The sequence below is a fragment of the Sphingomonas sp. GC_Shp_6 genome (genome assembly GCF_026540835.1).
Taxonomy (GTDB): Bacteria; Pseudomonadota; Alphaproteobacteria; order Sphingomonadales; family Sphingomonadaceae; genus Sphingomonas.
Map to the genome: position 1 here is coordinate 1 of NZ_JALNUO010000017.1, position 16,287 is coordinate 16,287.

The 16,287-nt window shown below is 61.6% G+C and carries 17 protein-coding genes and 2 pseudogenes; 10 read left to right on the forward strand and 9 right to left on the reverse strand.

The features are described from left to right. The 3 genes and pseudogenes from OXQ95_RS15520 to OXQ95_RS15530 all read right to left on the reverse strand — a co-directional run. Positions 1-1,120, reverse strand: a pseudogene (locus OXQ95_RS15520) (hypothetical protein); the annotation flags it as partial. 44 nt (positions 1,121-1,164) lie between these two features. Further along, the gene (locus OXQ95_RS15525) at positions 1,165-2,268 is read right to left on the reverse strand and encodes an acyltransferase (RefSeq protein WP_267382391.1); all 1,104 of its coding nucleotides are present in this window, start codon (positions 2,266-2,268) and stop codon (positions 1,165-1,167) included. An 86-nt stretch (positions 2,269-2,354) separates the two neighbouring features. Beyond that, on the reverse strand, positions 2,355-3,401 hold the full coding sequence (locus OXQ95_RS15530) for a LacI family DNA-binding transcriptional regulator (RefSeq protein WP_267382392.1): 1,047 nt from the start codon (positions 3,399-3,401) through the stop codon (positions 2,355-2,357). A 389-nt stretch (positions 3,402-3,790) separates the two neighbouring features. Between OXQ95_RS15530 and OXQ95_RS15535 the strand changes: the two genes are divergently transcribed. From OXQ95_RS15535 to OXQ95_RS15550, 4 genes are all read left to right on the forward strand, one after another. Further along, on the forward strand, positions 3,791-4,183 hold the full coding sequence (locus OXQ95_RS15535; RefSeq protein WP_267382393.1) for a hypothetical protein: 393 nt from the start codon (positions 3,791-3,793) through the stop codon (positions 4,181-4,183). Positions 4,184-4,234: 51 nt separating this feature from the next. Then, positions 4,235-4,639: a hypothetical protein gene (locus tag OXQ95_RS15540; protein ID WP_267382394.1), complete on the forward strand. Its 405-nt coding sequence runs from the start codon at positions 4,235-4,237 to the stop codon at positions 4,637-4,639. A gap of 642 nt (positions 4,640-5,281) precedes the next feature. Next, positions 5,282-5,809 (forward strand): AAA family ATPase, encoded by a 528-nt coding sequence (locus OXQ95_RS15545; protein ID WP_267382395.1) that lies wholly within the window; start codon positions 5,282-5,284, stop codon positions 5,807-5,809. Positions 5,810-5,904: 95 nt separating this feature from the next. Further along, entirely contained in the window at positions 5,905-6,210 is a 306-nt protein-coding gene (locus tag OXQ95_RS15550) for a hypothetical protein (protein WP_267382396.1), read from the forward strand. A 111-nt stretch (positions 6,211-6,321) separates the two neighbouring features. Here OXQ95_RS15550 and OXQ95_RS15555 read toward each other — a convergent pair whose 3' ends face one another. After that, the gene (locus tag OXQ95_RS15555; protein WP_267382398.1) at positions 6,322-7,038 is read right to left on the reverse strand and encodes a TetR/AcrR family transcriptional regulator; all 717 of its coding nucleotides are present in this window, start codon (positions 7,036-7,038) and stop codon (positions 6,322-6,324) included. Between the two features lie 100 nt (positions 7,039-7,138). Here OXQ95_RS15555 and OXQ95_RS15560 point away from each other — a divergent pair, with 100 nt between their 5' ends. Continuing rightward, positions 7,139-7,993, forward strand: coding sequence for an NmrA family NAD(P)-binding protein (locus tag OXQ95_RS15560; protein WP_267382399.1), 855 nt, complete (start codon positions 7,139-7,141; stop codon positions 7,991-7,993). Between the two features lie 37 nt (positions 7,994-8,030). On the opposite strand, the gene OXQ95_RS15565 is transcribed toward OXQ95_RS15560, so the two are convergent. The 3 genes from OXQ95_RS15565 to OXQ95_RS15575 form a co-directional block, all read right to left on the reverse strand. Beyond that, positions 8,031-8,498: a DUF6640 family protein gene (locus OXQ95_RS15565; protein ID WP_267382401.1), complete on the reverse strand. Its 468-nt coding sequence runs from the start codon at positions 8,496-8,498 to the stop codon at positions 8,031-8,033. Next, positions 8,495-9,397: an NmrA family NAD(P)-binding protein gene (locus OXQ95_RS15570; protein WP_267382402.1), complete on the reverse strand. Its 903-nt coding sequence runs from the start codon at positions 9,395-9,397 to the stop codon at positions 8,495-8,497. The genes OXQ95_RS15565 and OXQ95_RS15570 overlap by 4 nt, the downstream gene beginning before the upstream one ends. Before the next feature lie 85 nt (positions 9,398-9,482). Then, positions 9,483-10,340: an NmrA/HSCARG family protein gene (locus OXQ95_RS15575; RefSeq protein ID WP_267382403.1), complete on the reverse strand. Its 858-nt coding sequence runs from the start codon at positions 10,338-10,340 to the stop codon at positions 9,483-9,485. Between the two features lie 89 nt (positions 10,341-10,429). Here OXQ95_RS15575 and OXQ95_RS15580 point away from each other — a divergent pair, with 89 nt between their 5' ends. Further along, positions 10,430-11,311 (forward strand): LysR family transcriptional regulator, encoded by an 882-nt coding sequence (locus tag OXQ95_RS15580; protein WP_267382404.1) that lies wholly within the window; start codon positions 10,430-10,432, stop codon positions 11,309-11,311. Between the two features lie 289 nt (positions 11,312-11,600). Then, positions 11,601-12,251, forward strand: coding sequence for a recombinase family protein (locus OXQ95_RS15585; protein ID WP_267382405.1), 651 nt, complete (start codon positions 11,601-11,603; stop codon positions 12,249-12,251). 20 nt (positions 12,252-12,271) lie between these two features. Here the strand turns inward: OXQ95_RS15585 and OXQ95_RS15590 are convergent, their stop codons facing one another. Both OXQ95_RS15590 and OXQ95_RS15595 read right to left on the reverse strand, forming a co-directional pair. After that, positions 12,272-12,910 carry a glutathione S-transferase family protein gene (locus tag OXQ95_RS15590; RefSeq protein WP_267382406.1) on the reverse strand — a complete coding sequence of 213 codons (639 nt, stop codon included), beginning with the start codon at positions 12,908-12,910 and terminating at the stop codon, positions 12,272-12,274. A gap of 144 nt (positions 12,911-13,054) precedes the next feature. Then, on the reverse strand, positions 13,055-13,516 hold the full coding sequence (locus OXQ95_RS15595) for a hypothetical protein (RefSeq protein WP_267382407.1): 462 nt from the start codon (positions 13,514-13,516) through the stop codon (positions 13,055-13,057). Between the two features lie 116 nt (positions 13,517-13,632). Between OXQ95_RS15595 and OXQ95_RS15600 the strand changes: the two genes are divergently transcribed. From OXQ95_RS15600 to OXQ95_RS15610, 3 genes and pseudogenes are all read left to right on the forward strand, one after another. Beyond that, complete coding sequence (locus OXQ95_RS15600; protein ID WP_267382408.1) at positions 13,633-13,959, forward strand: type II toxin-antitoxin system PrlF family antitoxin; 327 nt, start codon at positions 13,633-13,635, stop codon at positions 13,957-13,959. 6 nt (positions 13,960-13,965) lie between these two features. Continuing rightward, positions 13,966-14,424, forward strand: a pseudogene (locus OXQ95_RS15605) (type II toxin-antitoxin system YhaV family toxin); the annotation flags it as partial. 252 nt (positions 14,425-14,676) lie between these two features. Continuing rightward, positions 14,677-16,212: a serine/threonine-protein kinase gene (locus OXQ95_RS15610; RefSeq protein WP_267382410.1), complete on the forward strand. Its 1,536-nt coding sequence runs from the start codon at positions 14,677-14,679 to the stop codon at positions 16,210-16,212. Positions 16,213-16,287 lie beyond the last annotated feature (75 nt).

The following is a 16,287-nucleotide window of genomic DNA, read 5'->3' on the forward strand; positions in this document are numbered from 1 at the left end:
CGTTGGCGGCCTGCTGGCTCACCTGGTTGAGCGAGAGCGTAGCGTCCCATCGCCACCCTGCGACCGCCCCGCGCAACGTGGCACCGGCGGCGACCGTGGTCCTCGCGTTGCGGGAGGCCAGTGGTGCGGCTTCGGTCAGGTAGCGGTTCAGCAGCACCGTCAAGCCGAACGGCGAGAATGGGTTGGACGTGGGCACCGCCAGCGTGGCCGACGCCGGGCCTGCAAGCGCCCGGTCGAGCGTGTGTTCGACCGAGAGGTTCACCGAACCGCTCATAGTCGCACCGACGGGTGCGCCGAACACGGTTTCGGCCCTGACGGTGTCGGTTCCCGGCAGAAGCGTCGCCGTCCGGCCGAGCGCGAAGGGGCGCGGTCGGTTCGCCGCTGTGGCATAGGCGGCGAGAGAATTGCGTGCGGCAGGGTCCATCGGCACCGGGGCGATCGTCACCGGGCTGCCCGCCAGGGTGGAGAGCGTCGGGTCGATTGCCCCGCCGCCAGCGCCGGTTACGTTCCCGATCGAGTCGAACGGAATGGCGGGGTCGGGCACGATGTTCCGTTCCGACCAGAAGAGCGGGTCGGAATGAGTGATGCGGAGATTTGCCGTCAGTCGAGCATCGCCCTTGAGCCGGGTCATGCCGACATGGGCATTCTCGGTCGCCCGTCCCGTCGGCAGCGTTGAGGTAAATGCCGTGCGGACCTCGGCCTGCGCGAAACGGCGTTTGGTGATATAGTTCACCACACGACGGGTGGGCGGGAAACCGTACCGCAGCGCGGCCGGCTCGGGCAGGATTTCAATCTTCTCGATCGCCTCCGGTGGCAATGATTGTATTTCCTGATCGGCGGAAACGCGTTGGCCGTTCAACAGCGTGATGGGATCGGACCCGTCGGCGGAACGTGTCTGGCCCTGTATCGCACGGTTCAGATCAGCCACGCTCTGCGCGCCGATGGCCGCCAGCGCATCGGGTCCGAGTTCCGCGATCGGCGCAACGTCCGTCTTGGCCGAACCTCGGATCGCCGTCACAATGATGTCCGGCCCTGTGTCTTCGACGCCAGGCGTTGCTGTCGACCGCCTTTCCTGAGCAGTGGCGGTCGACGCCTGAGATACGATGATCGCGGCAGTCACGACAAGCTCGGCCCGCCGCACCCGTGCACGCGTCCCGCGACCGCTCAACGACGCTGCCTCTCGACCTCAGGGTCGGCAGCGTGGGTCAAGCGATGAAGGAATGTTTTGTAGAGCCGCCGGCGAAGTGGATAATCGATTGCCTTGTCTAGCCACCACGCGACCGCGCAGAGGCCGGCTGTCATCGCGATCCCGCTCCAGGGCGCGTAGCCGATCAGCACCGAGGTCGGCTGCCACCCCTCAAGCGTCCGGATGGCGATCCAAACCGGCGCGTGGATCATGTACAGGGGGTAGGACAAGGCCCCCAGTGCCACCGAGACTGAAAGCCAGACGCCGATGGGGCGAGACCCGCTGCCCAGCCATACGATCGCCGGCATGTAAAGCGTGAGAACAGCGAGTTCGTAAAGCCACCCGAACGGGGCCGCAGGCTTGAGCATTAACGGTAGGATCAGGAGAACAAATAGCAGGGCAGGATGTAGGTTGATGTTGGTCGGACGCACCCTCCATTGACGGTAGAGTGCCACGCCCGCGAAGAACGAGAACGTGACCCGAGCCAGACCGCCCAGGATTTGCAATCGCTGGGTTCCTTCGTCGAGTGTGCCAGTCGTCATCCCGGTTGCGACCAGACCCAAAAATCCGGCGCAGACGATCACGGTCAACAGCCTGTTGCTGAGCCGAGGTGCTAGAGCCGCATAGGCGAGATTGGCAACTAACTCGACGAACAGCGACCATGCCGGGAAATTTATCGGGAACAGAGGGGTCGTGTTCGCATCCATGGCTACGGGATTCGGCAGCATGAACAGGTTAAGTCCGAGCGTAGCGAAGAACCTTTCCGGGTTGATCGGATGCTCCAGGAACCACACCACGATACTGCCGAGGATGAGGCCTATGAGGTAGAGCGGATAGAGCCTGATGATGCGGGCTATGAAGAACCTGCTCCACAACATTCCGGAGGTCAGCTTCTCCTCGTAAGCGTACGAGATGACGAACCCGCTTAGGACGAAGAAAAAGTCGACGGCTGGTGCCACATTGGCGGAATGTATGACGCCGAAATACGTGGACATGTGCATGTTCACGACGGCTATCGCCGCGATCCCCCGGAGCCCGTTGAGAACGTCAAAAGTGGTTTTCCCGCTAGGACGCTCCGCCATATCTCCTCTCCCAGACCACACCGACTTGCATCGTCAGTTGCGGAACCGATTACAAGGTGAGCAGGTTTACCGGTAAACTCAAGTGTCTATTTCATTCTGAAGCCTGTCGATTTGCGCTCCACGATCGTGTGACCAACGATGATGTCCTGGGGGTTTTGCCGTTCGTCGGGGCGACGCATAGCGCCGACCAGCAGGTCAGTCGCACGGCGAGCCATGTCGCCTATCGGTTGATGGGCGGCTGTCAGCGGCGGGAAGACGCGTTCGGCAAGTGGTGTGTCGTCGAAGCCGACCAGTGCCAAACCGTCCGGCACGGGGATTCCCAAGCGAAGAGCGGTCCAGGCTGTCGCGGCTGCCATCTCATCGTTGGCGGCGAAGATGGCCGATGGCGGATCATCCCGATCGAGCAATGTCACTGCGGCCCTCAGTCCCGACTCGAACGTATAATCGCCTTCGGCGACCAGATCGGCCAATATCGACAGGCCAGCCGCTCGTAACTCCCGTTCATAACCGTCCCGGCGGGGAGCGCTGCCGGAATGTGTCGGCGGCCCCGTTATAAAGCCGATGCGATGATGACCGTGGTCAATCAACAATCGCGTCAGTGCTTGTGCTGCCGCGCGCTCGTCGATCCTAACCGTCAGAATATCAGGCAGGCTGCACCCCGTGCTGATCGTGCCGACCGGCACGCCGAGTTTCGCCAGGAACGGTGTTCCGCTCATAGCTTCTGCAAAGGGAGGCAGCAGTAGCAAGCCACCGGCCCCCTGCTTCACGAGCGAGCGCATCGCCTGCTCGGGACCATGCCGTTCGACGTCATCGCTGCTGTAGGTCAGCAGTTGGACGCCAAGAGCGGACGTTTCTTCCAAAGCACCGACCAAGGCGGCGCTGACGAAAGCACTCCAAGGGCGCTCGTAAACGATCCCAAGCCGCGAGGTTCGGGAATTTGCGAGTCCCCGCGCTGCGGCGTTCGGCTGATAGTCGAGTTGCTTGATTGCCAGTTCCACTCGTCGGCGGGTAGGCTCGCTGACTTTCCCGGTACCGTTGATGACATTGGAAACTGTCATCGCGGACACGTCGGCTTGTGCCGCTACCGTTCGTATCGTTGCGCCTCCGTTGTCTCGACGCTTCCGTTCCTGCATCAGCTATGCCGCTCCTATTCATCACCGTCTTTAATGCTCGCCTAGCGCGCTTACAGTACGAGTTTACCGGTAAACTATAAACTGCGTCGACTCTCGAAAACCATGCTGCACCGGTCGACCCGTGCCGGCGCGCCGAAAGCAAAGCCGCTTCAAACGCGACAGAAGGGCCTTGCGGATGATTACGCACGATGCAGGCGGGATTCCCGAAACAGGGCTTGAGCGAGTTTCGGGAAGCGGTCCCCATTCCCGCTCAACCATCCTTTTGGGAACGCTCGGGGCTTCCCGGCCAGCCCTCTTTTGGGAATGGCGAAAACGCCCAATCGCGGACGTAGAGGCCGGGTTCGCGGGTGCCTGATTGCAGACGTGCGCGTGATCGGCGAGAAGGCGTCATGGGGGCTTTTCGTCATATCTGCATCGGATTAGGTGTCTTAGTTATTTCGTCTCTCGGCGCGTGTTATGCCCGCTCAGGGACCGTCAGTGACATACAGCGCTACACGAGCATCGTATTGTGTCCGAACGCCCGCATCCAAGATCTGACGACGCAGGATGAACGCGACACAACGCCGGGCTTTTCATTCCATGCCAAGCTCAAACTGGATGCCGCCTGCGCTATGTCGTTTGAGCGGCAACTCGCATTGGTCGCTCCCACCGAATGTGTCCGGAAGCGCGTTCACTCGGGGGGCTGCTACGCGCTGGGAAAAGAAACGAAGACCGCGTCGCACACTACGATCATCGCGCGGGCCATCGGCAGCGGGGTCTACGACCTACGCTTCTTCGAATGAGGCCTGTTTCGCCCAATAGCGGACGTCCGACGGAACGAGTAGGATGGTATGATGGACGACGCAGAACCACGCCCTTGGACGCTGGCTCAGCACCTTGCAGGTGGCTCAACCGCGATCTCGAAAATCGAAGCTGATCAACTGCATGGGGGTCCAGAGCCTGTCTGCCACCATTTCGCCGAGGCCGATCCAGTCGATCCGATGGAGGTCAGTGTGGAAGCGACCTACCGCCATCTGGTCCCCCTGTTTGCTTTGGCTGGAGTGAATTTTTTGCCTGATCGCCTTGAAGCATGGGAGACGGTCGACCCTGAACGCGAATGGCTCTTAAAGCGCATTCCCGCTATTGTAGATGCAGCGACGGTAGCAGGCTTTGAATATATAGGTTGGACGTGGGAGCCTCGTGATCGACAGCCAATCGGATCTTCCGATATCCGGGTGATCAACAACCGAACCGTCTGACGTCCCACCTGCTGAACGTCGGCTTCCCACTAGTAGCGGACATCGCAACGTCGCTATACGACAGCGAGATGTCAAACGTTCAGCTTAAAACCATCGGTTTGTTGATCGTGATGATCACGTTGCATGGGTGCAAAGAGCGTCACGAGAAAAACCCTATACCGCACCTTGTACGGGGCGGCGATAGTGCGTGTTTTGCCGATCTCCCGCATCAACTCCCCCCTGTCGAAGCCGCAGCAGCTGCGTATGAGCACGGAGACCGTCGTTTGCTGATCTTCGAAGAGTACGGCGAGGGAAACTACCCGGTCGCGCCTGTCTTGGAGGCTTACAGCGTGAATACGGGACGCCCATGGCAACCGGGTTCGGCGCGGATGGTGTCGATGTCTCGCGACAATTCGAAACCGTTGCAATGCGTTGACTGCGACTCCCCGCCAGACGCTTGTGGGGTCAAAAAGCAGGAATGGCTTCGGCTGTTTAATTCCGAGATATGCCGCCGGGCCTCGGTGCGCGGCCTTCGTCATTGCGGTGTGAAGTACGTCCAGCTTTAGGTCCGGTTTCCAACAAACCCGGACATTCCCGATCACCGATCCGTTGTGAGATCCCGCCCGCAGACGTATCGCATACCGTGGGGAGGTATTCTGCGCCATGACGCTGGACGAGCTGGGCACACGCATCTTCATCATGGGACCGTCGAACAGCGGCAAATCGACGCTCGCGGAGGCAATAGGGCGAGCGCGGAGCTTGGAGGTTGTCCACCTCGATCAGCTACAACATCTCCCGCACACCGACTGGGTGCCACGACCGCCAGATGAGTTTGCGGCGCTTCACGATAAGGCGATTACTGGCGACCGCTGGGTGATCGAAGGCAATTATTCCCGGCTGCTCCCGCAACGGCTGGAACGAGCGACCGGCTTCATTCTTCTCGACGTTCCGACGACAACCAGCCTGTATAGGTACGTTGGACGCTGCTGGTTCGAGCGCGATCGGCGCGGCGCTCTGGAGGGCGGTCGCGATAGCGTGAAATGGGATATGATCCGGCACATCGTCGTCGCCACCAGAGCCAACCGCATCCGCTACCGCGACATGATCGATGGCATCAGCCTGCCCAAGATGCAGATTGCTACGACCGGGGCGCTGGCGGCCTTCTACCGCGCCAACGGCTTGAGACGCTAAGCCGCACATTCTCGTTTCAGCATCCTTTTTGGCAAAGCGGCCATTCCGCTCACCCCCACTTGCAGTCATTATCATGATAGGCGAAGCTTGATGGTATGGCATTGATTGATCCAATCAAGGACCCTCTTGGCGCAATACGCAAGCAGCCGCCGAGCTTTTTTCGCCGCCTTGCGAAGTGGTGGACCGTTATTGGCGCCCTCCTCGTCATATTTTCGATCGTAATGGCCGTCGCACATTACGCCTACGGTATTCCCATGTATGACAAAAACACAGGGGAACTAATCGATCCAGCATTAGCGGCTTTAATTATTATCATGCTTGGTGTTGGCGGCCTCTTCTTCGCTGGCTTGGGTATTCTGGTCCTACGCATAGTTCCCCCGAACAATCCCAATGGCAGCTAACCACCAAGCCCGGCCGTTCGTGACCGGCGCAGATTCCTTCTCATACCCGCTCGGATAACGAGTTTTGGGAAGCCGTTGGCGTTCTCACTGGCCAATCCTTTACGAGAAGGCTCAATCAGGGGAAGAAAGCCGGTCCAACAGTTCCCGAAGCAGCAGGTGCTCTCCCGGGGTCAGCAGCACGATACCGCTGAGCCTAGCCTCGAGAGCGATGGCAAGAGATGGTACGCCGGCATGCTCCTGATCTGCAGGCGCATCTACAAGGACTGCGGCCATGACAGCGTCGCGTGCCGACGCGGCAAGGCGCAAGTCACGTTTGTTCTCGGGAGCGGCGAGGAGGGTAGCGACCGTACCGACACCAACCGCATGGATTAGGTCCACCGCGCGCTCCACGGACACGCCAAGCCGGCCGGCCTGCGCGATGCGGCGCACCCGCGTCCGCAAGACGTCGATCCCGGCAAGCGTCGCCGACGATGCTGGTCCCGGCGCGCCGATCTCGTTCATTATGGCGAACACCGCAGGATTGGCGAGGCCGAACGCGACATAACTGTCCCAAGCAGCGCGCAGGTCGTGCACGGGATCGGGATGCGGCTCCGCCGAAACTTTCTGCGCGACGAAATTGGCCAAGCCGTGTTCCGCCACCGCGTTCAACAGGCCGCGCTTTTCTCCAAACAGACGATAAAGCGTCGGCCCCTGAACCGACGCGGCCGATGCCACGGCCCGCGTGGTCAGCGCCGCAAGGCCACCTTCAGCGATAAGCCTGGAAGCGGCTTCCAGCACGCGGACGCGTGTATCCTGGGCTTCTGTTTCGATCTCCGGTTCCTTGGCCATGGCGCTTGTTATCATTGCATTAGGCAAGTCAGTAGCACTGATTGCAATGTCGCTTTACCGGTGATAACAAGGTAATGTTTACGATGCTACCGGGTGAGATATGATCGTAGTTACCGGCGCCAGCGGCCAACTCGGCCGCGCCATCGTTAAAAATCTGCTCGACCGCGTATCGGCAGGCGGCATCGTCGCCAGCGTCCGTGATCCCAGCACAGTCGCCACGCTTGCTGATAAAGGTATCGAGGTTCGTGCCGGCGACTTTGCCGAACCGGGTAGCCTGATGGCTGCATTCCAAGGCGCGGATCAGGTCCTGATCGTTTCTGCCGACAAGCTGGGTGAAGAGGCGCTGCGGCTTCACCACACTGCGATCGAGGCCGCCCGGCACGCGGGCGCACGCCGCATCCTCTACACCAGCCATATGGGTGCCCGCGCCGGCTCACCCTTCCTCCCCGCCGATCAGCACGCCAGCACCGAGGCAGACCTTGCGGCGAGTGGAATTGCCTTCACCGCGCTACGTCACGGCTTCTACGCCGAAAGCTGCCTCCACATGATCGGGGATGGCCTGCGCAGCGGCGAGCTACGAACGCCCGAGGACGGCCCGATCAGTTGGACGGCAAGGAACGACCTGGCAGCAGCCGATGCGGCGATACTCGCCAGCAACGGCGGTTGGGACGGCATTACACCCCCGCTCACCGCCGCACAGGCACTCACCATGGCGGAGATCGCCGCCATCGCGTCTGAAGTGACCGGACGTGACGTGCGCCACACGACCGTGACTGACGAGGAATGGCGGGACTCCAAGATCGCTGGCGGCATGCCTGCCATCTATGCCGACATGCTCCTGGGAACGTTCCGTGCCGCCCGGCAGGGCGACTTTGCCGCGACCGATCCGGCACTGGGATCGCTGCTCGGACGCTCGCCCATGACCATGCGGGAGGTGCTGTCGACAGCGATGTGACGGCGCGCACAGGATCCGAGCAGTCTGGCACGATCAGTCAGTGCCGAACACTCGGGTCACTTTGGTTGGTGCGTTTGGAGCTTCGGCGTCCCCGCCACCATGCCATTGCAAGCACACCCAGCAGCAGCACATCGGCGTGCGCCTGCGTCACTGTCATTCCGCCTATTTTCGGCAATCGCTCGCCGAACTCCGGATCGACGACCGCCGTACCGGGGAATAGCAGGGACCCTGCCTGCGTCAGCCAGAAGCTGGCGGCGGCAACGGCAGACATATCAACGCGGTTGCGTGCCTCTCCGGACTTTCCCCACGCCAGCGCCAGCGTCAGCCCGCCCAACGCTGTTCCGAGCAGCATAGTCTGCGCCGCATGGAACTTCGCATGCGGCGTCCAGCGCGGGTTGTAGATATGGGTCTCGTTGAAATCGGCGATATACGGCGACACGGCAGTGAGCACCGCAATGCCGGACACCGTCAGTCTGTAGCCAAGCGGCGTGGCGGCACCGTTCACGACCGCGCCGTCCTGAACGCTTGAGCCAAGACGTCGCGGGCCGATGTCCAACTCAGGTCAGGATAACGATCATTCTCGAGCGATGACAGGTGTCCATCGCCGCTAGCCATGTCGCGCAGATACTGCATGCCCTGCCATGCGGGGAAGATCGCGTCCGGCTGCGGTGCGAGTGTCCGGGTTACGCCGATAAGCGCACCGAGCATACCGACGCTCCCGGCGCGCAGCAGCCGATATCGCCTGCCCGTCAACTCGGTCATGATGCCGACCAGATTGCGAGGTGACACGGAGTCTCCCGCGATCCGAAGGATACGAGGCGTGTTCGGGTCAACCGCGACTGCCGCCGTGAACAAAGCAACGTCGTCCTTGGTTGTGAAGTCGTAGTGCTGGTCGGCCTCGCCCCAGTAAAGGATGCGTCGGATACCGTGCAGCACGATCGGCGCCTGCCCGGCGAGCAGATCGGCAAAGGCACCGTTCAGAACCGACGTCGCGGCGATCGGCGCAGCGTCGAGCTTCGCCTTGAAGGCACGCCGCAGGTCGAGGTTGCGATTACGCCCGGGCGCCGTGCGGGTGAAGTCGAGCGAATAGTCGGAGGGAATGAAACGCGGCACCGACGCAGCGATCGCCGCATCGAGCAGCCTTGATTGCAGATCGAGCACAACGTCGCCGAGACCGTTCACCGCCGAGACGATGCACGTCGCATCATCACATGCCGCCCGGAGCCGGTCGTGATCGGCGAAGTCCACCGGCACCACCTCCAGGCCTGTCGGCAGTTGAGCCTGTCTTGTGTTCGTCCGGACCAATGCTCTGGTAGGTACGCCCCGGCTGATGAGCGCACGCGCAATGCGCCCGCCGAGGTCACCCGACGCGCCGGCCATGACGATGAGCGGAAGGTTGGACATCACGCCGGCACCTCGCCCTCACCCCAGTGACGCACGCGATCCCTCCGAAAATGGATTGTCTTGTCAGCCATGGTCGATTCCCTTGTCAGGTGCGCGCGCGAGCGGCCCAGGCGGATAACGTCAGTAGTGTGGGGTGAACCTTTCGGAGTGCCGGGATGTCCGCATCGAAACCTTCACGTGCGATCCATTCGAACATCAGCCTGAAATCGTCGGGCAGTTTTGCTCGCAGGAAGCGCGGGATGGTGAACATCAGGACAGGTCTGTGGCCGCTACGGCGCAGGATCGCCGCCGCCTCGCCCCGTGTCACACTGTCGCCTGCGATCTCGACAGCCGTTCCGATGTAGCGGTCGGGCCGCTCGAACGCTTCGGCAGCAAACCAGCCGACGTCGCGCGCCGATGCGAGTTGCATCCGCTGGTCGTCGGCAAGATGGGTTTTCATCATCGACAACATCGTCGCTCGGAAGGCGAAGACCTCGAAGTTTTCCATGAACGCGGCTGGACGCAGCACCGTTGCCGGCAGTCCAAGCATCGCGACATGCGCCTCGATCGCCCGCTTGCTCTCGAAGTGAGGAACCCCGCTGTCACGCTCTACGCCTGCGGCCGAACATTGCACGAAGTGCTGGACGCCAGCCTCCGCAGCCAGCGTTGCAAGACGCTTGCCTTGCCGCTCCTCGCCTTCCGGGCCCTGACCCATCGGCGTTTGTACCGACAACACACCATGGATTCCGGCAAGCGCCTGTCTCAGCGAGCCCTCTTCATCAAGGTTGCCGACGTGAAGCTCGACACCGCGTGCGGCAAGCGCCTTGGCCTTTGGCGCGTCCGCATCACGGACAAGCGCGCGGATGCGCGTTCGATTTTTGCGGCGAAGCAGTTCCGTGATCGTCGCGCCGCCCTGATTGCCGGTCGCACCGGTGATAAGCACTGTTGAAGCAGACAAAGTCATTCTCCATTCGACCGGGATATGGAGCGTCCCGCATTGCCGGGACAGGGCTCCCCGCGTAGACCGAGCGTTCCAGAAAGCGGAACGCCATCATGGATCTGAACGACGTTCGCATGTTCGTACGCATTGTGGATGCCGGCAGTCTGTCTGCGGCGACCCGAGCCTTGCGAATACCCAAGTCAACTATGAGCCGCTCGCTTGCACGCCTGGAAGATCGACTTCGCACCAAGCTCTTCGAGCGCGGTGCCCGGTCGCTCCGATTGACCGAGGCTGGACGTCTCTTCCTGCCCCATGCGCGTCGTATCCTGGATGACGTTGCCGAGGCCGATGCGGCGCTGGACGGCGTCACCGGTAGCCCGCAGGGCACGCTTCGCATCAATGCCGCCATCACCTTCGCGCTCGGCATTGTGGCGCCGATGATCCCGGCCTTTGTCGCTCGCTACCCAGGCGTGCGAGTCATGCTCGACACCGAGAACCGCGTGGTGGATCTGGCCCGTGAAGAAGTAGACGTCGCGATCCGGGTTGGCAGCCTTCCGAACTCGGATCTGATCGCGCGTAAGCTCGGCAGTGTCGAGCTGTGGCCTTGTGCAAGCGCGGCCTATTTGGCTGCACGGGGCACTCCCCGGACACCCGCTGATCTTGGAAGCCATGTCCTGCTCGGGTGGCTTGATCAGCCGGCGGAATGGCGCTTCACCGACGCGACGGGAGTGCGGCATATCGTGCCCGTGCTGCCTGGGACGCTCGCACCCGAACCCGCTGTGCTTCAAGTCTTGCTGTCGGGCGGGATCGGCATCGGCCGCCTTCCCGACTTTCTTGCGCGCCCGGCCACCGACAAGGGTACACTGTGCCGCATCCTACCGGATTACGCCACAGAGGCCGTGGAAGTTCATGCGGTGTACGCCGCCCGTCGCAGCCTCTCGGCGAAAGTCCGGCTGTTCATCGACGAGCTGGGTCAATCGATGATTTTGCGATGAAGATCGAACGCTGAGCTATCAAGTTTACAGGCGGTTGGACCAAATAATGTGTTTTCCTATAAGAGATCGCATGATCAGCCATCAAGCTGTTCTGCTGACACGTTTCGCCTGCCACCGGGAGATTCTCGTTTCACCATCGTTGTGAGAAGGCCGCCCTGCCAGCGGGGGTGACATTTATCGCTGACAAAACCGTGCCAATTAGCGCTGATATCTACACGCGCTTTTCCTTAGAAGCCGGTGTCGCAAAAGTCGGTTGCACAATGCTAATGTTCTGATACAGTTTTGCGACATGCTGATCGGCTACGCCCGTGTGTCCACCGATGACCAAGACCTCCGGCTGCAACGCGCCGCGTTGAAAGAGGCCGGGTGCAAGCGGACGTTCGAGGAGAAGGTGTCGGGCGCGAAGCGTGACCGGCTCGAGCTGGCCAGGATGATCGAGCAGCTGCGCGATGATGACACGGTGGTGGTGACGCGGCTCGACCGGCTGGCGCGCTCCACCCGGGACCTGCTCGACATTGCCGAGAAGCTGAAGGAGGCGGGTGCCGGCCTGCGCTCGCTGGCCGAGCCTTGGGCGGATACGACCTCGCCTGCGGGCCGCATGGTGCTGACCGTGTTCGCCGGCATCGCCGAGTTCGAGCGCGAGCTGATCCACCAGCGCACCAGCAGCGGGCGAGTGGCGGCAAAGGCGAGGGGGGTCCGCTTTGGCCGCCCGCCCAAACTCACCCCCGATCAGATCGCGGTCGGCGAGCGCCTGGTGGGAGAGGGTACATCCGTCCGCGAAGCCGCCAAGCTGCTCAAATGTCATCACGCCACACTCTATCGGGCGCTTACCGGCACGGACCGATCCCTGCTCGCCGCAGCTTCCAAGGGGGATGCCGGCGATTTCGATTTCGAGCCGCCGAAGCTGGGCACGATCTCACGCCCAGCTGATCTCGACTGATCTACCCGCCTTGTGGGGGCTCAGCTCTCGCCCCAGACGTGCATCACCTTTGCTACGGCGGGTCGCGCCTTCACCCGCTCGAAATGTGCGGCCACGTTCGCCGGCAATTCCACGTCCACCTGCGGTGCCCAACGCTCGACGTAGAACAGCGCCGCATCGGCGACGCCGAACGTGCTGCCGGCTGCCCACTCGCGGCCGCCCAGCTGACTATCGACGATGGCGAAGGCCTCTTCGATCATCTCCTTGCCCTGCTTCTTCACCGAGCCTTGGCCGAGGCCAAGCGTCTGGTGGACCGGGTCCTGCGGCTCGAACTTCTCCGGCTTGAACATGCGCGCGAACGCTTGGCTGTGGATAGTGCCCACCGCGTAATCCATTAGCGACAGGGCGCGTTGCTCCTCATCGGGATCGGTGGGTAGCAGGTTCAGGTGAGGGGCCTGCCGCGCCAACCAGACTGCGATGGCGCCGAACTCGGTGAGGGCGCGGCCGTCATCCAGAACCAGCGTCGGCACCTTGGACTTCGGATTGATCGCCTTGAACCAGGGTTCCTTGGTCGCACCTCCGGCGACATCGATCTTCTCGGCCTCGTAAGGTCGACCGATCTCCTCCAGGAGGACGTGGGTGCCGATCGCGCAGGTGTGCGGTCCCCAGTACAGCTTCATCGGATATGGTCCTCGATCGTGGTCGGCCGCCATTCTGGCTTGCCGCCCAAGAATGATCTCGCCTGAAGAGCGGTCAGCGGGCCTGTCAGTTCCGATCTCTCAGCACGGCGACGACCTGCTGCCGCCTGCATGATGGCGCGTGCGCTAGCGGTACGCGCCTAGAAACAGATCGCCCGAGGCTCGGCGCCGGAAGAGCGTCGCCCACCGCTGCCGGCGATGCTCAGGCCGGTCATGCGCTAGGTGGCAACGCTGGCAGAGCGCGGCGAGATTGCGCTGCTGGTTGTTGCCGGGATCATGGTCGAGGTGCGCGCTGGCGAGCACCACCCACGTGTGCGGTGGCGTCATATCGCCCACAAGCTCCACCATACGCAGCTGTTTGGGAAGACGGTCGGGTGAGGCAAGCCCGCGCAACAGCCGACCGCGATCATCGCGCCAGTACCGGCGCTCCTCATCGTACCAGCGGCCATCGCCTAGATGCCTGACCTTTACGCCATGGGGTCGACCGCAATGCTCACATCGTCCTTTAGCACGCTGAAACCGGACAAGGGCGGACAGCTCGCGCCAGTCGATCGGGTATAGCCAGCGATGCTCCGGGCGGATCGGCATTGGGCGATTCTGATTCAATCAGCCTTGGAACGAAAGAGGAAAGTTGCCCTCTGATTAGAGAGTTGTTGAAAGGGTAAGGATTATTCCTTACATGACGCAGCTCCATGGAGGTTCTGATGACTACCATCGTTCAAGAGCGCAGTAGGATCACGGCCAAGGGGCAGACAACGGTGCCCAAGGCCGTCCGCCAGGCGCTGGGGGTCAGCTATGGCGGTGAGATCGCCTTTGTGGTCGATGAGCACGGCGTCAGCGTCCGGCGTGTCGAGGCCGAGGAAGCCGATCCAGTAATCGGAGCATTTCTGGGCTTCCTGGAACAGGACATGCTGCGCAATCCGCAGAACGTCGTTGCCTTTCCGCCCAGCCTGGCTGACCGCATGGCAGCGCTAGTCGAGCACGTCCCGGTCGATCGCGACGAGGCAATCGACGGACCGGTCGTGCTCTGACCCATGATCGTCGTCAACGGTTGGACCCTCTATGCGCACCCGCTGCTGCTCGATCAGCTTGAGAAGCTGACCACGGCCGTCGAGAAGGCGCAGGCGAAAGACCCGCAGGACTGGACCCGGACCGCGAATGCCAAGGTATTGGCCGCGGTGCGGTCCCTGATGTTTGAGGCGGTTCCCAACGATCCCACCCGACCCGAGTATCGGCAGGGCGGCACGCTCGGCGCCGCCCGGAAGCACTGGTTTCGGGCAAAGTTCGGCAACGGGCGCTTCCGGCTGTTCTTCCGCTATGACAGCCGCTCCAAGGTCATCATCTTCGCCTGGGTGAACGACGACACCACGCTGCGAACCTACGGCTCCAAGACCGACGCTTACGCCGTGTTCAAGGGGATGCTCGACAGGGGCGATCCTCCTGATGATTGGGCAGCGCTGCTCCAAGCTGCATCTGCCGATATGGCTCGCCACGATGCCCTTCAGCAGATGGCGGACCTCGACCAGAAAGCCGGCATCTTCGACGATCACGTCCCCATCGATCGCGCCTGACGCTGGTGTCAGAACCGTCCGGTTGTGACACTATCATTCGTTGCGACGTCGCTGGTGCACGTGATCGGCCGCTCGGTCGTTTTTATGCTTGAACAAAACCAGACCGCTAACCATGTTTCTAACTAATCAAAGTGCCTGCTGGGGGATCGGACAGGCGCAGCAATTGAAGGGGGGACTATGCCAACTATCCGTTTGAATGACGCTGAATGGTCCTATGACGAGGACAAGCCACTAGGTCCTGCTGGTGGCTTCGGCGAGGTGTTCCGAGGGACGGGTGTCAACGGCGCGGTCGCGGTCAAGCGTCTTAAGCTAACTGCAAGCGAAGCCGCGCACCGCGAGATGAACATCGGACAGGCGCTGGCCCGCCGCAATTTAAAGCATGTGGTGCCGGTCTTGGACTATGGGCAGGATGCTAGCTCAGACGGCTATTTCCTCGTCATGCCGATCTGCGAACGCAGCCTTCAGGACGAGATTTCCGCAAAAGGCGCTCTTACCGTCGCGGAGGCTCGCTCTGTCGCCCTGGACGTACTGGCCGGGCTTCGTGAAGTCGGCGACATTGTGCACCGCGACCTCAAGCCTGGAAACGTGCTCTACCTTGACGGAGCTTGGCGTCTGGCTGACTTCGGCATCGCCAAATTCGTAGAAGACAGCACCTCACTGCGCACTCTCCGGGGCAGCCTGACACCGGCCTATGGCGCGCCCGAGCAGTGGCAAGGCGAAGCACCCACCCGAGTGACGGACGTTTATGCGCTCGGCTGCATGCTCCACACGATGCTGACCGGATCGCCACCGTTTGAGGGCTCTCAGGATCAAATACGCGAAGCGCACCTGCACCAACCGCCGCCAGCCTTGGGTGTCGACGCCCGCTTGTCTGCCTTTGTTGGGCAGATGCTCCGCAAAACTCCAGCGTCTCGGCCGAGCATTGAGCGATGCGTTGAAGTGATTAGCACAGTCGAAGCAGCGCGTGCCAAGCCGGTGCATACCGGGTTGTTAGCGGCCGCTGGGCAAGTCTCCCGAGAAACGGCAGCCGCGGAGGCCGCAGCCCAGGCCGCCGCGACAGCCAAGCGCCAACGAGAGGCTCTCGTCCGTGAAGCAAGTGCGGAACTCGACGCGATCCTGAAACGCCTTTGGAGTGAAATCAAGGATGCCTCCGACGAGGCGAAAATTAACAGGCACACAATCGCGCTGGGACGGGGCACGTTGGCAGTGAGCGAGGTAGCCAGCATAAAACTCCAAGCTCAGCAGCCCGACCCTTACGGCCGCTCGTCCGAATGGGATGTTGCCGCTAGCGCAACAATCTCAGTCACGCGTGCCAAGGTGACTCGTTCGCAAATGACTGCACATGACATACCGATTGTTTACGCAGGGCGCATGACGCCTGAGGATCAAGACTATAGTTGGAGCGCGACGCTTTTTTTTGGCAAGTCGCAGCGAGACCCCAACTATCGTTGGCGCGAAACAGCCTTCTGGAGTTTTAGTCGAACTCAGAACGGGAAAGACGAACCTCATGCCTTGCAGCCAGATGATCGCGATTTTGGGATGGCGTTCTCAAACGTCATGGGAGCGACAAGCGCGGCTTATGGGCCTTTTGCAATCGATGGCGAGGACGAGGACACCTTCCAGCATCGTTGGCTGACGCTATTCACCAAAGCCGTAACTGGCGAGCTCAACCGGCCCAATCAAATGCCCATTCCCGATCACTTTTGGCGATAAAACCGTCGCAGTGCCTGCTCTCGGCGTCAAGTTCTTGCTCAGTTTTCTGAAAGCGTCGTTCACGACGATCAACTG

Coding starts and splice junctions, on each gene's coding strand:
- OXQ95_RS15525 (WP_267382391.1), bottom strand. CDS start 2,268: ATGGCGGAGCGTCCTAGCGGGAAAACCACTTTTGACGTTCTCAACGGG.
- OXQ95_RS15530 (WP_267382392.1), bottom strand. CDS start 3,401: ATGCAGGAACGGAAGCGTCGAGACAACGGAGGCGCAACGATACGAACG.
- OXQ95_RS15535 (WP_267382393.1), top strand. CDS start 3,791: ATGGGGGCTTTTCGTCATATCTGCATCGGATTAGGTGTCTTAGTTATT.
- OXQ95_RS15540 (WP_267382394.1), top strand. CDS start 4,235: ATGGACGACGCAGAACCACGCCCTTGGACGCTGGCTCAGCACCTTGCA.
- OXQ95_RS15545 (WP_267382395.1), top strand. CDS start 5,282: ATGACGCTGGACGAGCTGGGCACACGCATCTTCATCATGGGACCGTCG.
- OXQ95_RS15550 (WP_267382396.1), top strand. CDS start 5,905: ATGGCATTGATTGATCCAATCAAGGACCCTCTTGGCGCAATACGCAAG.
- OXQ95_RS15555 (WP_267382398.1), bottom strand. CDS start 7,038: ATGGCCAAGGAACCGGAGATCGAAACAGAAGCCCAGGATACACGCGTC.
- OXQ95_RS15560 (WP_267382399.1), top strand. CDS start 7,139: ATGATCGTAGTTACCGGCGCCAGCGGCCAACTCGGCCGCGCCATCGTT.
- OXQ95_RS15570 (WP_267382402.1), bottom strand. CDS start 9,397: ATGTCCAACCTTCCGCTCATCGTCATGGCCGGCGCGTCGGGTGACCTC.
- OXQ95_RS15575 (WP_267382403.1), bottom strand. CDS start 10,340: ATGACTTTGTCTGCTTCAACAGTGCTTATCACCGGTGCGACCGGCAAT.
- OXQ95_RS15580 (WP_267382404.1), top strand. CDS start 10,430: ATGGATCTGAACGACGTTCGCATGTTCGTACGCATTGTGGATGCCGGC.
- OXQ95_RS15585 (WP_267382405.1), top strand. CDS start 11,601: ATGCTGATCGGCTACGCCCGTGTGTCCACCGATGACCAAGACCTCCGG.
- OXQ95_RS15590 (WP_267382406.1), bottom strand. CDS start 12,910: ATGAAGCTGTACTGGGGACCGCACACCTGCGCGATCGGCACCCACGTC.
- OXQ95_RS15595 (WP_267382407.1), bottom strand. CDS start 13,516: ATGCCGATCCGCCCGGAGCATCGCTGGCTATACCCGATCGACTGGCGC.
- OXQ95_RS15600 (WP_267382408.1), top strand. CDS start 13,633: ATGACTACCATCGTTCAAGAGCGCAGTAGGATCACGGCCAAGGGGCAG.
- OXQ95_RS15610 (WP_267382410.1), top strand. CDS start 14,677: ATGCCAACTATCCGTTTGAATGACGCTGAATGGTCCTATGACGAGGAC.